At 38.5% G+C, this 15,732-nt stretch carries 13 protein-coding genes; 10 read left to right on the forward strand and 3 right to left on the reverse strand.

What is annotated here, in order from left to right; all coding sequences use genetic code 11:
- Positions 1–13 precede the first annotated feature (13 nt).
- The 6 genes from L1275_RS07940 to L1275_RS07965 all read left to right on the forward strand — a co-directional run bounded on the left by L1275_RS07940 (position 14) and on the right by L1275_RS07965 (position 6,119).
- On the forward strand, positions 14–883 hold the full coding sequence (locus L1275_RS07940) for a nucleoside phosphorylase (protein ID WP_253471560.1): 870 nt from the start codon (positions 14–16) through the stop codon (positions 881–883).
- A 124-nt stretch (positions 884–1,007) separates the two neighbouring features.
- A complete protein-coding gene (locus tag L1275_RS07945; protein WP_253471563.1) occupies positions 1,008–2,513 on the forward strand; it encodes a succinate CoA transferase in 1,506 nt (501 codons plus the stop codon).
- Positions 2,514–2,625: 112 nt separating this feature from the next.
- Positions 2,626–3,471, forward strand: a complete 846-nt coding sequence (locus L1275_RS07950) for a substrate-binding domain-containing protein (protein WP_253471565.1) — start codon at positions 2,626–2,628, stop codon at positions 3,469–3,471.
- A gap of 10 nt (positions 3,472–3,481) precedes the next feature.
- On the forward strand, positions 3,482–4,414 hold the full coding sequence (locus L1275_RS07955) for a transglutaminase-like domain-containing protein (RefSeq protein ID WP_253471568.1): 933 nt from the start codon (positions 3,482–3,484) through the stop codon (positions 4,412–4,414).
- A gap of 9 nt (positions 4,415–4,423) precedes the next feature.
- The gene (locus L1275_RS07960; RefSeq protein ID WP_253471570.1) at positions 4,424–4,813 is read left to right on the forward strand and encodes a DUF423 domain-containing protein; all 390 of its coding nucleotides are present in this window, start codon (positions 4,424–4,426) and stop codon (positions 4,811–4,813) included.
- A 178-nt stretch (positions 4,814–4,991) separates the two neighbouring features.
- A complete protein-coding gene (locus L1275_RS07965; protein WP_253471571.1) occupies positions 4,992–6,119 on the forward strand; it encodes a redoxin domain-containing protein in 1,128 nt (375 codons plus the stop codon).
- Between the two features lie 102 nt (positions 6,120–6,221).
- On the opposite strand, the gene ung is transcribed toward L1275_RS07965, so the two are convergent.
- Positions 6,222–6,887 (reverse strand): uracil-DNA glycosylase, encoded by a 666-nt coding sequence (ung, locus tag L1275_RS07970; RefSeq protein WP_253471573.1) that lies wholly within the window; start codon positions 6,885–6,887, stop codon positions 6,222–6,224.
- Between the two features lie 298 nt (positions 6,888–7,185).
- On the opposite strand from ung, the gene L1275_RS07975 reads away from it, so the two are divergent.
- The 3 genes from L1275_RS07975 to pheT all read left to right on the forward strand — a co-directional run bounded on the left by L1275_RS07975 (position 7,186) and on the right by pheT (position 12,304).
- Positions 7,186–9,363: a DNA mismatch repair protein MutS gene (locus L1275_RS07975; protein ID WP_253471575.1), complete on the forward strand. Its 2,178-nt coding sequence runs from the start codon at positions 7,186–7,188 to the stop codon at positions 9,361–9,363.
- A gap of 1 nt (position 9,364) precedes the next feature.
- Positions 9,365–9,778 (forward strand): thiol-disulfide oxidoreductase DCC family protein, encoded by a 414-nt coding sequence (locus L1275_RS07980; RefSeq protein ID WP_253471577.1) that lies wholly within the window; start codon positions 9,365–9,367, stop codon positions 9,776–9,778.
- A gap of 93 nt (positions 9,779–9,871) precedes the next feature.
- On the forward strand, positions 9,872–12,304 hold the full coding sequence (gene pheT, locus L1275_RS07985; RefSeq protein ID WP_253471579.1) for a phenylalanine--tRNA ligase subunit beta: 2,433 nt from the start codon (positions 9,872–9,874) through the stop codon (positions 12,302–12,304).
- 203 nt (positions 12,305–12,507) lie between these two features.
- On the opposite strand, the gene L1275_RS07990 is transcribed toward pheT, so the two are convergent.
- Complete coding sequence (locus tag L1275_RS07990) at positions 12,508–12,849, reverse strand: hypothetical protein (RefSeq protein WP_253471581.1); 342 nt, start codon at positions 12,847–12,849, stop codon at positions 12,508–12,510.
- A 170-nt stretch (positions 12,850–13,019) separates the two neighbouring features.
- Positions 13,020–14,294 carry a serine hydroxymethyltransferase gene (gene glyA, locus L1275_RS07995; protein ID WP_253471583.1) on the reverse strand — a complete coding sequence of 425 codons (1,275 nt, stop codon included), beginning with the start codon at positions 14,292–14,294 and terminating at the stop codon, positions 13,020–13,022.
- A gap of 113 nt (positions 14,295–14,407) precedes the next feature.
- Here glyA and fahA point away from each other — a divergent pair, with 113 nt between their 5' ends.
- On the forward strand, positions 14,408–15,691 hold the full coding sequence (fahA, locus tag L1275_RS08000; protein WP_253471586.1) for a fumarylacetoacetase: 1,284 nt from the start codon (positions 14,408–14,410) through the stop codon (positions 15,689–15,691).
- Positions 15,692–15,732: the final 41 nt, after the last annotated feature.

Below are 15,732 nucleotides of genomic sequence, written 5' to 3' on the forward strand. Positions count from 1 at the left end.
AAAAATCAAAACCATGCCCATCAAATCATCTGAATTAATTTTAAATCCCGACGGAAGCATCTATCACTTGAACCTTCGTCCAGAAAATTTAGCTCGAGATGTGATTTTTGTCGGAGATCAAGACCGTGTAGAACAAATTTCTAAACATTTTGATACGATTGAATTCACCACTCAAAAGAGAGAATTTAAAACACATACCGGTACCTACAAAGGCAAACGAATCACCGTGATTTCCACTGGAATTGGCCCAGACAACATAGACATTGTATTAAATGAACTTGATGCCCTAGTCAATATTGATTTTGAAACGCGCCTACCGCTTAAGCAACACACTTCCTTAAATATTATTCGCGTAGGTACTTCGGGCTCCCTACATTCCGATCTGCCAGTAGACAGCTTTTTATTGTCTCAATACGGCATCGGCATGGACAATATGTTACGCTCTTATGAACTACACGATATCTGTGAAGAAGATATGGAAGAGGCTTTTATCGCACATACCGATTGGGACAGCAGAAAAGGACGTCCTTATATTGTGAGTAATAGTACTGTTCTAGAAGCTCGCCTCAGTGGCAGCCAAATGAATTATGGAATCACCGCAACCGCAAGTGGTTTTTATGGTGCACAAGGAAGAGTTTTAAGACTGGCTCTTCAAGATCAAAACCTCAATCACAAGATTGATACTTTTACTTTTGATTATTACAGAATCACAAACCTGGAAATGGAAACGGCAGCCATTTATGGTTTGTCAAAATTATTAGGCCATCAGGCCGTATCCTTAAATGCCATCGTAGCCAATAGGGCTGATGGAACTTTCAGCTCTGATCCATATAAAGCGGTTAACGCATTAATCGAATATACTTTAGAAAAGCTAACCGAATAGGTTGGCTTTTTTTTATAAGTTTTTTAAAATCAGTCTAAAATAGACTTTTATCAAAAATAGGTTGTCATATATTTTTCATAACTCTCAAAATGTCAGTAAATTTAGGGCTTAATTTATTTTGAACATGATCGAAGATAATTTGCCTTTAGAAAGAATTAATTTTGAGGCGTATAAAACTAAAATTATCACCGCTGAGCAAGCAGCGCAACTGATACCAAATGGAGCTGTAGTAGGTGCAAGTGGTTTTACTAAAGCCGGAGACAGTAAGTCGGTACTACCCGCTTTTGCAAAAAGAGCGGCCACCGAAGATGTAGCCATCACCCTGTTGACAGGCGCTTCTTTAGGTCACACTACCGATGCTGATTTAGCAGCCAATCATGCACTGATTCGCAGAATGCCCTTTCAAGCAGATGCCACTTTACGGAAAAGCATCAACAACTACGAAGTAAAATATGTCGATCAACATTTGAGTGAAACGATTGAACAACTTCAATGTGGTCATATACCCGCTGTAGACATCGCGATCATCGAAGCTTCTTTTATCAACGATCAAGGTTTTATCATCCCGACCACTTCGATCGGAAATTCCGCTTATTTTGCCGCTGCTGCACCTAAAATTATTATAGAAATAAATACCTTAGTACCGGTTTCATTTAGAGGAATTCACGACAATTGTGTCCCTCAAAGTTATCCAAACCGAGAAATTATCCCCATACAAACCGTCAGCGATCGCATTGGAGAAGCGTTTATCCGACTCAACCCAGAGCACGTGATCGGTATTGTTTTTACCGATATACTCGACACACCGGCAGAATTGACACATCCCGACGAAAAAACCACTGCCATTTCACAACATTTACTTCGTTTTTTCGAAGGAGAAATTAAAAAAGGCAGCTTAACCCCTTCTTTACTGCCTTTACAAGCAGGAATCGGCAAAGTAGCCAATGCGGTGCTCACCGGATTGATTGATGGCCCTTTCGAAAACCTTACTATGTATTCCGAGGTATTGCAAGACAGCACCTTTGACCTTATCGACTCGGGTAAAATGAACTTTGCTTCCGGATCATCGATTACAGTGACTGAAAATTGTTACCAACGCATTTTAAAGAACTTTGACAATTATCAAGATAAATTGGTATTGCGCCCTCAAAACATCAGTAATTCACCCGAGGTGATTCGTCGTCTGGGAATTATAGCCATCAACACCGCTATAGAGTTTGATATATACGGAAACGTCAATTCCACACATATAGGTGGCAATCGCATGATGAACGGAATCGGTGGCTCCGGTGATTTTGCTCGAAACGCTTACTTAAGTATTTTTGTCACTCAAGCTGCATCTAAGGATCAAAATGCGATATCCCATGTCTTACCTATGGTTTCACACGTGGATCATACCGAACACGATGTCGATATCTTAGTAACCGACCAAGGACTTGCCGACTTAAGAGGGCTTTCACCGAGAGAACGCGCCGAAGTAATCATCGACAACTGTGTACATCCCGATTATCGAGAGGCTATACGCGACTACTTTGAACGCGCCAAACTAGAAGGTGGCCATACCCCACACCTTTTAAATGAAGCGTTTAACTTTCATTTAAAATTCAAGCAAACCGGTTCGATGAAATAAAAATTTCTAAAAAAATCTCCATCTAAAAAAATGGAGATTTTTTTTGCGTTTTAACCAAAAATTATTACAAATCACGCTTGCAATTCCTATCTTAGCAGTTAAAATTTAAAAGATGAAAACAGTTCGGATTGCAGGAGTACCGGAACATTTCAATCTTCCTTGGCATTTAGCGATAGATAGCGGTGATTTTGAAGCTGTCGATTTGAATTTAGAATGGACGGATATCCCTGAAGGAACTGGCAAAATGTGCCAAATGCTTCGTGACGGATCTACTGATTTAGCGGTTATACTGACCGAAGGAATTGTCAAGGATATCGCTTTAGGCAATGCGTGCACGATTGTTCAAGAATATGTTTCTTCGCCATTGCTCTGGGGGATACACGTTAATGCCTCATCGGATTTTAATCAGGTTGGGCAATTGCTGGACAAAACCGCAGCTATCAGTCGTCTGGGGTCTGGCTCGCATCTGATGGCCTTAGTACATGCCAAACAGCAAAATTGGAATACTGAGGTACCCCTAAAAATTGTTAACACCATCGATGGTGCAGTTAACGCATTGACCAACGGTGAAGCAGACTATTTTATGTGGGAACGCTTTATGACACAGCCCTTAGTAGATCAAGGAGTTTTTAGACGCATCGGCCAATGCCCAACGCCCTGGCCTTCTTTTGTTATCGTTTGTCGCAATGAATACTTAGAACAGCATGGCGCCGTTGTCGAACACGTTTTAGAAATCATCAATAACACCACAGCCGAGTTTAAACAAATCCCAAGTATCGATAGAACTCTGGCTTCCAAATTTAACCAACAAGTAACCGACATTCAACAATGGTTACAGTTGACACAGTGGTCACAGAAAAAATTAAACCAACAAGACTTTGAAGCCGTACAAAAGGAGCTTTTAGCCTTAAATTTGATTACAAAACCCAGTAGTTATCAACAAGTCGTAAAGTCATAAGCGCGAGTCAATGAGCGAAACTAAAGTGTCCCAATACAAGAAAATCATTTCTAAGCTTACTATTCCGAAGCCTTGGGACTCTATTATTGTACTTATTTTAAATATTTTGATAATCATTCCCGTATTTATAATTATTCACCAGAATATTATAGATCCCGATTGGCCTTATCACATTGACCGTATACTGCTATTCATCGCTTTGGTGATGTTATTTCAATTATTACTGCGCTTACTGAAAACCTTTTTATTTGTTTGTATTTTCATCTACATCGCCTTTTTGATTTGGGGCACCTTGTTTCAAGGCTATGGATTTGCAGCAGTCTATGACGATTATAGAGCCATGATTTACTCGATGTCAGACAGTCCTAATCCACAGGATGTCATCATCTCAAAATTATTGCCGTTTCCGAACAAGTCAAAAATTATCAATGCGGTTGAGTACAACAATCCAAAGGTTCGAAATTTCGCCTTATTAGCTACAACCAAACACTTTACTAATGTCAAAGGATATAGCGAATACCGCCAAATCATTCAGTGTTTTGCTATCTTTAAAGAAATTAGAAATCGATGGAACTACGTCAACGATCCAAAAGGCAGAGAATACATAGCTACAGCATCTGAATCCCTTCAGCATTTTTCTGGGGATTGTGATGATCATGCGATCCTGATGTCAGCCTTGATACAAGCCATTGGAGGAACCCCGCGGATCATTCACACCAAAGAACACCTTTATCCAGAAATGCTGATCGGAACCAAGGCTGATTTAGAAAACATCAACTACTTAATCAAGGAGGTTTTGTTTAAAGAAGAAAGTCGTGGAAAAGAAATTCACTACCACATCGATGAACGCGGGCAAATCTGGTTAAATTTAGACTATACTGCACGCTACCCTGGAGGCCCTTTTATGTCGGAGGAAATCCTCGGAGCTCTAACCTTAAATTAAAAAACAAACATGCACGAAACAGCCCTATTATTTGGAAGTATATTTGGAGGAACTGCCGTTATATTTGGCGCTTTTGGCGCTCATCTACTCAAAAAACGTTTTAATAAAGAGCAACTTTCCAATTTTGAAACCGGAGTTCGGTATCAAATGTATCACGCCATAGCACTTTTAGCCATCGGACTTTCAGCTGCCACCCCCAATGAATACCTCACCAATGCCGTGCGCTTTTTTATATTGGGAACCCTGTTGTTTTCCCTGAGTATTTATGGACTAACGATCAGTAGCGCCATGAAAAGCAAGATTAAAATACTGGGACCAATTACACCTATCGGCGGTTTATTCTTAGTCGGAGGATGGGTCATGCTGTTGGTGTATTTTTTTAGTATAAAAACTCAATAAATTATTTATACCAAAATTTACCGCAAAAAGGGCCTATAAATTAACAATTTTTTAATTCTTATTCTACTTTTTTCGGTATCTTTGTACTCGTATTTCGCTATATTATAGAAATTATCTATCGCGTAATACACTATCTATCAAGCAACCTAATTAAGAATAAATAAATTAATCAATACAAATGAAAAAAATCTTTTCTCTAGTTGGTGCACTAGCACTTATGGCTTCATGTAACAATGCATCAACCGATAGTTTCACTATCTCTGGTAATGTAACAGGCATTGAAGATGGAACTAAAGTTTACTTAAAAAAACAATCCGATATGGATGTCGTTTCTATCGATTCGACAGTAGTAAAAAACGGGAAATTTGAAATAAAAGGAAAAGCAGTTGAAACGGAAATTTCATATATCGCTTTTGGAAAAGATTCTGATAACCTAGGTATGCCATTCGTACTTGAAAATGGTGATATCAAAGTTGAATTCAATAAAGATGACGTTCAAAACGCTAAAGCAACAGGAACAAAAAACAACGAATACTTTGTTACTTTCAACAAAGAAGCTGGTGTTTTACAGAAAAAAGTAGTTGACTTCCAACAACAAAATCAAATGTTGATTATGGAAGCACAACAAAACAACAATGAAAAAGTATTGGATTCACTTTACGGAATCAATGAGAAATACACGAATGAGTTAAAAAACTATACGTTATCATTTGTTGAAAAAACTCCAGATGCCTTTATCTCAATTTTGATTTTAAATCAAATGACTCAAGGAAATAGCATTGAACCAGCAAAGTCTCAAGCTTTGTTTGACAAAATGCCTAAAGAGATCAAAGAATCTAAACAAGGAAAAGAATTAGCTGAAATATTGAGTAAAGTAGCCAAAGTAACTGTTGGAAAAAAAGCTCCAGATTTCTCAGCTCCAAGTCCTGAAGGAAAAATGGTTAGCTTAAAAGAAAGTTTAGGTAAAGTGACCATCATCGATTTCTGGGCTTCATGGTGTGGTCCTTGTAGAGTTGAAAACCCTAATGTGGTTAAATTGTACGAGAAATTTCATGAAAAAGGACTTAACATCATCGGTGTATCTTTAGATAAAGATGGTGACAAATGGAAAGAAGCTATCGCTAAAGATGGTTTAACTTGGGCTCAAGTTTCTAACTTACAATTCTGGCAAGATCCAATCGCTGCAGATTATTCTGTAAAAGCGATTCCTGCAACTTTCGTATTGGACGAAAACGGAGTTATTGTTGCAAGAGATTTAAGAGGTGCTGAATTAGAAGCTAAAGTTGCTGAGTTATTGGCAAAATAGTTTTCTCACTACATAATAAAAAAGGGTTGTCTCTGCTATAGAGACAACCCTTTTTTTATTGTTTTATCAACACAATACTGTTTGCCTTCACTTCATTCCCATTTACCATACTATGGCTGTTTTGCCCAGCTGCTCCAACAAACTATTCGCCTGACTGAAATGCTTGTTACCAAACCAATATCCACGGTTAGCACTTAAGGGTGATGGATGTCCGGCAGTTAATACAAAATGTTTTATACCATCAATTTTTTTGCCTTTTTGAATGGCATAATTGCCCCAGAGCAAAAAAACCACCCCTTCACAATTGTCCGACACATATTGAATAACGGCATCTGTAAAAACTTCCCATCCCTTTTTTTGATGGCTCCCCGCCTTAGCTTCCTCGACAGTTAGCGTTGCATTTAACAGCAAAACCCCCTGATTTGCCCAGCGTTCGAGATTACCCCAAATCGGTATAGGTTCTCCGATATCTTGCTCAATCTCTTTAAATATATTGACTAATGAAGGAGGAAAACGCACGCCATCCTGAACAGAAAAACACAAACCGTTTGCCTGACCCAAGCCGTGATAAGGGTCTTGTCCCAAGATAACCACTTTAATATCCGCTGGCGAAACAGCATCAAAGGCCGCAAAAACTTGATCCATAGGTGGGAAACACCTTTTAGACTCATAAGCTGAAGAGACAAACTGCGTCAATTCCAGAAAGTACGGTTTTTGCTGTTCGCACTTATAAAAATCCGCCCAAGAGTCTGGCATTTGTAAACTCATATATCCTTATTTTTTTTATATCTTATATACTATAATGCCTTCTTTTCAAGGCAAATCGAACCAGTTCATTACTTAGCTATTAAGCAGTTATATTACACGATTTAATCATACTTATCCGCCCTATAAACACCCATGCCCCAGTTTTCGCTGTCGCAAAGACAACGACTCTCGCATATTTTAAACAAATATAGATAATTCTCGAAATCTATTTCATTATAATGTATTCTCTCGAATCGAAATAGCTGTTGATAACTCATAAAATAGTAGTAATTTTGCTCTTTATTACGAGAGCGAATCTATGACTTCTATACAACCCAAAACCCTTCAAGATTTAGAGTTCCACACGGTACTTCAAACCATTTCTGATCTTTGTGTCACGATAATGGGAAAAGAAAAAGCCCTAGAGGTTGTTCCTTTCTCTACATCGGAACAAACCATCGAAGGCCTTTTGCAAACCTCTGAATACTTGTCCTCTTTCACGAATAACAATGTGATTCCGAATCATTATTTTGACGAGATCCATTATGAGCTAAAGTTTCTAGCTATTGAAGACAGTTACCTCGATGTAGGTAGTTTTAAAAAAATAGCGACTTTGGTTGAAACGACTTTAACCCTGCTCGCTTTTTTAAATAAATTTCAAGAATACTACCCTACTTTACAAGCACAGACTACAGAACTGGAAATCAACAAGCAGATTTCCAAAGAAATAGATGCTGTTCTGGATAAATATGGCGAAGTAAAGGACAATGCTTCTTTAAATCTACAAGAGATCCGCAAACAAATCAATGCGGTTCGCGGTAAGATCAACCAGAGTTTTGTGGCAGCTTTAAGCAGCAGCAGCAGTTCTGGTTATTTAGATGACATTCGCGAGTCTGTAGTCGATAATAAACGGGTTTTGGCCGTTATAGCGATGTATCGCAAGAAAGTAAAAGGTAGTGTTTTGGGACAATCCAAAACGGGAAGTATCGTATATATAGAACCAGAAGCCACTTTGCGTTATTCAAGAGAGCTCAACAACTTACAATTTGAAGAGCGCGAGGAAGTTATGCGTATACTAAAACGCCTGACCAACGTGATACGTCCTTTCCAGTACCTTATTTCCGACTATCAAGATTTTTTAGCACATATTGATCTGATTGCTGGAAAAGCCAAATACGCTGAAAAAATCAACGGGATTAAGCCCAATATCACCGAAGAACGTCGGGTGTATTTTAGAGATGCCTATCATCCGGTGTTATACTTAAACAATAAAAAGAAAAAGAAGCCTACTTACCCACAGACGATTGAACTCGAACAGAACAGTCGAATTATTGTAATTTCTGGTCCCAATGCCGGTGGAAAGAGTATTACCTTAAAAACGGTAGGATTACTTCAACTGATGTTACAATGCGGTTTACTAATACCGGTACACGAGCGTAGTGAAACCTTTATTTTCGACCGTATACTAACCGATATTGGCGACAATCAATCGATAGAAAATCATTTGAGCACCTACAGTTACCGCTTAAAAAACATGAATTACTTTTTAAAGAAGTGTAACGATAAAACCTTATTCCTCATCGATGAATTTGGAACGGGATCGGATCCCGAACTCGGAGGTGCCTTGGCAGAAACTTTTCTAGAAGAGTTTTACGATCGAGAGGCTTTTGGAATTATCACGACACATTACACCAATTTAAAAATTTTAGCCAACGAATTGCCTCATGCTACCAACGCAAACATGCTTTTCGATGAAAAAACCTTAGAACCGCTTTACAAACTTCACGTGGGTCAGGCCGGTAGTTCCTTTACTTTTGAGGTTGCTCAGAAAAACGGAATTCCGTACAGTCTAATCAATCGCGCGAAGAAAAAAATTGAAGGCGACAAGGTGCGTTTTGATAAAACCATTGCCAACTTACAAAAAGAACGTTCTAAATTAGAAACTACTTCCAAAAACCTTAAGGAGGAAGAGACTAAGGCACGAGAAGAAAGTAAGAAAATGGAGCATATCAACGTTAAGATACAAGACAAACTCGAACGTTATCAAGAGCTGTTTGATGCCAATCAACGTTTGATATACTTGGGACAGAAGATGGACGATCTGTCGGAGAAATATTTTAACAACAAGAGCAAGAAAACCCTATTTGGCGAATTATTACGTGTGGTAGAGATTGAAAACTCCAAGAGAAAACCCATACCGGTTAAAGAGAAAAAAGTCAAGGAAAAACAGCAGGAAGTGTTGATTAAGGAAGTTGAGGAAAAAGTAGAACAAATCCGCGTTGAGAAGAAGGAGAAAAAAGAATTGGTTAAACAAGAATTAGCCAATCAGCCTAAAGTGGCACTAAAAGTTGGAGATCGCGTGCGAATGATCGACGGAAAAGCCGTGGGAACCTTAGACCAAATCGAAAAGAAAAAAGCTACTGTAAATTATGGTATCTTTGTATCTAAAGTTGCACTGGACACGTTAGAATTGGTGGAACGACCAAAAAACAAATAAGATGTTAGACCTTCCCAAAGACAAGAAAATAGTCCTGTTTGATGGCGTTTGTAACCTGTGTGACAGTACGGTACAAAAAGTCATTCAAGCAGATGTTAACGACCAATTTCGATTTACACCTTTGACTTCGGAAAAAGGTTTAGAGATATTGAATTACATCGGAGTAGAGCCTGGTAAAATTGACAGTATTATCCTGTATGAGCCCGGCCAAGCTTATTATGTAAAAGCAGAGGCCGCATTAAAAATTGCGGAATTCCTCGGAGGAAAGTACACCTTTTTGTCCTTTTTAAATGTACTGCCCAATGCCCTACTCAATCGCGGTTATGATTATATAGCCAAAAACCGGTATCGCTGGTATGGCAAGAAAGATGCTTGCATGATTCCGACTGCCGAAACTCGAAATAAATTCATCTAAATTTGGGCAGATTTTTTTATCGTTAAATATCTCAAATAATTTCACTTAAAAATAGGCATTGCGTATATTTGCCTACTTATAAAATCGAAACTAATGCATATTTCATACAATTGGTTAAAACAATTCATTAAGTTAGACATTACACCAGAAGAAACTTCCAAAATACTAACTGACTTAGGTCTTGAAGTAGAGGGGCTTACCCGCTATGAAAGCTTAAAAGGAGGCCTGCAAGGCGTAGTAGTTGGTCATGTTTTATCTTGTGATCCTCACCCAAATGCAGACAAATTACGAATCACCAAAGTTGATGTTGGAACGGGTACACCGTTGCAAATTGTTTGTGGCGCTCCTAATGTCGCAGCTGGACAAAAAGTTCCTGTAGCTACTATTGGAACGATACTTACCGATGGAGAAGGCAATGCCTTTACCATTAAAAAAGGTAAAATTCGCGGTGAAGAAAGCTTTGGAATGATCTGCTCTGAAGAGGAATTGGGATTGGGTCAAGGACATGATGGTATCTTGGTTTTGGATGATAAATGGGATGCGGGTACTACTGCTGCAAACGTATTTAACATTGTAACGGATGATGTTTTCGAAATTGGACTTACGCCAAATCGCTCTGACGCCATGAGTCATTGGGGTGTTGCGCGTGATTTGAGAGCGGGTTTATTACAAAACCCAGCTCATAACCACAACAATGAGATAATCACACCGTCGGTTAGCAAATTCAAAGTAGAAAAACGCACACTAAAGGTAGATGTTGTTATCGAGAACTCTAAGAAAGTACCGCGCTACTGTGGGGTTACCATCTCTGATATCGATGTTAGACCTTCACCAGAATGGTTGCAAAACAGATTAAAATCAATTGGGATTACTCCAAAAAACAATATAGTTGACGTTACCAATTACGTTTTACACGATTTGGGACAACCGCTACACGCCTTTGATACAGCAAAGATCAAAGGATTAAAAATCAAAGTTAAAAACGTTGAAGCAGGTACAAAATTCACCACACTAGATGGTGTTGAACGCATCTTGCACGAAGACGATTTGATGATTTGCGACGAAAACGGTCCAATGTGCTTGGCCGGTGTTTTTGGCGGTATCAAATCAGCCGTTTCAGAAAACACGACATCTATTTTCTTAGAAAGTGCTTATTTCGATCCGATCGCGATTCGTAAAGCAGCGAAAAGACACGGTTTAAACACCGATTCTTCGTTCCGTTTCGAACGCGGTATCGATCCGTCGATAACAGAATACGCCTTAAAACACGCAGCACTTTTAATACAAGAGGTTGCCGGTGGAGAAATCACTTCGGATATCATCGATTTCTATCCTAAGAAAATAGAAGATCATTCGGTATTCTTAAATTTCAACAACGTCACTAAAATACTTGGTGAAGAGATTTCTAAAGAAACCATCAAGAAAATCTTGGTATCCTTGGACATCAAAGTCAACAGTATGTCTGATTTGGGATTGGGAATCCTTATTCCTGCATACCGAGTAGATGTACAACGCGAAATAGACGTTATTGAAGAGATTTTAAGAGTGTATGGATACAACAACATCAAAACACCTTCAAAACTTAACGCAACCATTTCAAATACGTCAAAAACAGACGATTTTAAAGTTCAAAACATCTGTGCCAACCAATTGGTATCTCAAGGATTTCATGAAATCATGAACAATTCGTTGACCACACCTGCTTATACCGAATTGACAGAGCATCTAAAATCAGCTTATCAGGTTGATATTTTAAATCCTTTGAGCAATGAACTGTCTGTGATGAGACAAACCTTGCTGTTTGGTGGATTGGAAACGATCTCTTACAACATCAATAGAAAACAATCGGATTTAAAATTATTTGAATTCGGAAAAAGCTATCACAAGTTGCCTTCAGGATACGAAGAACCCAAACATTTGGCTCTTTTTTCTACTGGTAACAACGTAGCAGAAAGCTGGAATACCACACAAAAACCATCGGATTTCTTTGAATTCAAAGGTTATGTCAACAGTCTTTTAGAGCGCTTGGGAATCACTAATTTCCACAGCCAACCCGTTGAAAATGATATCTTCTCTGAGGGAATTTCTTTTTATGTTGGTAACGAATTATTGGTTGAACTCGGAATTTTGAAAAAGACGATTTTAAAGAGTTTTGACATCAAACAAGAAGTGTGTTATGCCGGATTTAAATGGGATGCTGTTTTAAAAATGCTTAGTACGAAGATTAAATTTAACGACATTACTAAGTTTCCAGTAGTGCGTAGAGATTTAGCTTTACTCGTTAACAACAGTGTTTCCTTTGAAGCGATATACAACTTGGTAAAACAAGTGGATAAGAGCTTAATTCAAGAAGTGAGTTTGTTTGACGTATACCAAGGCGATAAATTACCAGAAGGCAAAAAATCTTATGCTATTAAGATCAAATTACAGGACGCCAACAAAACCTTGACTGATGTACAAATCGACAAGATCATGAGTAAAATACAAAAACAATTGGAATCGGAACTCGATGCTCAATTGAGATAATCAGCAAAAGCGGTCTATAAGGACCGCTTTTTTTGCGCTTTGCTTTTCTAGAACTTATAAACATAAAATCCCAACTTTTTACGGTTGGGATTTTTTTGTTGGCAATATAAACTAGTGACTAAACTAAGCGATTAATTTACGCACATCGACAAGATGTTGGCGCAGGCGTAAGAATTCTGCTCATTAATGCTTATGCAAAAAAATTATTCATATATTTTACCTTGACAATCCCAACTAAAAGACATCACAGTATCTTTTTTATGTATATACAAAGGTAATTCTCCTTTGCGTTTGATAACCGTATCTCCTACTTCCATATAATCGATATAATTACGAAACCATCGCCCCATTATTCTAGTAGTAATTATCTCACTGGAATTTATTTTAGTTCCTACAAATTCCATATCCGAGATTATAGTCGGCTTTTCTATTAAAACAACTTCTAAGTCATACTTTCTGTAAGTTTGAGCTGATTGCTCACAATCAATACAAGAATAAAACATTAAAAGCGACAGTATGGCAAAAAGTTTATAAATTCTACTCATATTATTAAAATATTTGACATGTTTTTCCTACACCAAAAATTATGGGCAGAGCATCAAACCCAAAATTCGTTTTAGTTGCTCCCTCGAAATCACTTTTTCCGCTTCAGCTAAACGCTAAAAAAAGCAGCTCCATTGCTAGAGCTGCTCTTATTACGTATTTTAAATGGGTTTTAGTATACGAACATCGCTCGTTCTCCCATCATATCATTTACTTCATCTGCAACCGCTTCAATCACATCCTCGTCGGTATGATTAGTCAAAACGCGATCGATTAATTCCACGATGGTTACCATGTCTGCCTCTACCAATCCTCTTGTAGTTACCGCAGGAGTTCCAATACGGATTCCAGAAGTTACAAACGGTGATTTATCGTCAAATGGAACCATGTTTTTATTTACAGTGATTTCTGCTTTTACCAAGGCTTGCTCTGCATCTTTTCCACTGATGTTTTTGTTTCTCAAATCGATCAACATCATGTGGTTGTCTGTACCCCCAGAGATGATGTTATATCCTTTGGCTACAAAAGCAGCTGCCATAGCTTTGGCATTTTTTTGCACTTGTAACATGTATTCAAAAAACTCATCAGAAAGCGCCTCTCCAAATGCCACAGCCTTAGCAGCTATGATATGCATTAAAGGTCCTCCTTGGTTTCCAGGGAAAACTGCACTGTCTAAAAGAGATGACATCATTCTCACTTCACCTTTTGGCGTTTTCAATCCGAATGGGTTTTCGAAATCTTTCCCCATCATGATCATTCCTCCACGAGGTCCACGCAGTGTTTTATGTGTAGTAGTAGTGATTATATGACAATGAGGCACAGGGTCATTCATCAATCCCTTAGCGATCAAACCTGCAGGGTGAGCGATATCAGCCATTAGAATAGCTCCAACACTGTCTGCAATAGCTCTAAAACGCTCAAAATCCATATCACGGGAATATGCCGAAGCTCCTGCAATGATCATTTTTGGTTGCTCTCTAGTAGCTATTTCTTGAATTTTATCGTAATTCAAAACGCCAGTTTCTTGGTCAACTCCGTAGAATACCGGTTGATACAATCTACCAGAAAAGTTTACGGACGAACCGTGTGTTAAATGTCCTCCATGAGAAAGGTCAAATCCCAATATTTTGTCTCCGGGCTTTAGACAAGCAAAATACACTGCTGTATTGGCTTGTGAACCCGAATGGGGTTGTACGTTTACATATGCTGCTCCAAACAAAGCTTTAGCTCTATCAATGGCGATTTGCTCAATCACATCGACAACTTCGCAACCTCCGTAATAACGTTTATTAGGATATCCTTCGGCGTATTTGTTGGTCAATACTGATCCAGCGGCCTCCATTACTTGCTCACTTACAAAGTTTTCAGAAGCAATTAATTCTAATCCGTGTATTTGTCTGTCTTGTTCTTCAAGAATCAGGTCAAAAATTTGTGTATCGTTTTGCATTTTATTTGTTTACGTTAAAATGATTTCAAAAATACGAAAAACGTTTGTTAATTACACGCTTAATTATATATTTGATCTACTTATATAACCAAAATCATTTAAAAATTGTAACTATGATAATAACTGCTAATGACCCCAAAAGAAAGAGTTGGTTAGAAGTTGCACCCGATTGTGACTTTCCCATCCAGAATCTTCCTTTTGGCGTTTTTATAACCAAAGAAGATGTTATCACTATTGGTACTCGAATTGGAAAGTTTGCTATTGACATGAATGCACTACATCAGTTAGGGTATTTTGAGGGAATCGATTTGACCGACGACCTTTTTATGCAAGACACTTTAAACGATTTTATTTCTGCAGGAAAAAAAACATGGAGAGCGGTGCGCAACCGTTTGGCCGATATATTCGATGCCAACAACACTACTCTTAGAGATACTATTTCTCATCGCGATGTGATCATATTCAACATCAGCGATATCGAAATGCAATTACCCGTTTTAATCGGTGATTATACCGATTTTTACTCCAGTAAAGAACACGCTACCAATGTCGGAATGATGTTTAGAGACCCCGCCAATGCCTTGTTGCCAAACTGGCTTCACATACCAGTGGGTTATCACGGTAGAAGTTCTACCATAGTTCCATCGGGCGTACCGGTACGTAGGCCTTTGGGACAAACCTTACCAAAAGGAGAAACACAACCCGTATTTGGTCCTTCAAAACGAGTAGACTTTGAATTGGAAACCGCTTTTATCACCACCGATGCCAATGTAATGGGCGAAAATATTCCCATTGCAGAAGCCGAAGAGCACATTTTCGGTATGGTCTTATTAAACGATTGGAGCGCTCGCGATATACAAACTTGGGAGTACGTTCCATTAGGCCCATTCTTAGCAAAAAACTTTGCTTCATCGATCTCACCTTGGATCGTTACTATGGATGCTTTAGAACCGTATCGAACAGCTAGCCCACAACAAGACCCTAAGCCGTTCCTTTATTTACAGCAAGATGGTGACCACGCGTTTGATATCAATTTAGAAGTGCATATCAAACCTGAAAATAGTGATGCCACTCGTGTTACTGTTTCCAATTTTAAATACCTGTATTGGACGATGAGCCAACAATTGGCACATCACACCATCAACGGTTGCCGAATTAATTCAGGCGATTTAATGGGGTCAGGAACCATTTCGGGCAAAGCTCCAGAGAGTTTCGGATCGCTATTGGAATTAACCTGGGCTGGACAAAATCCGATCACTATGAAAGATGGTTCCAAACGCACCTTTATCGAAGACAACGACACGGTAATTATGAGAGGTTATTGCCAAAATGGCCAAGTTCGAATTGGTTTTGGCGAAGTTTCTAGTCAATTACTAGCCAACACCCTAAGTATATAAAAATCCTTTTAAATAAAAAAAAGCTCCCAATTTGGAGCTTT

It is taken from the genome of Flavobacterium sp. HSC-61S13 (assembly GCF_024171535.1).
In the GTDB taxonomy this organism is placed as follows: domain Bacteria; phylum Bacteroidota; class Bacteroidia; order Flavobacteriales; family Flavobacteriaceae; genus Flavobacterium.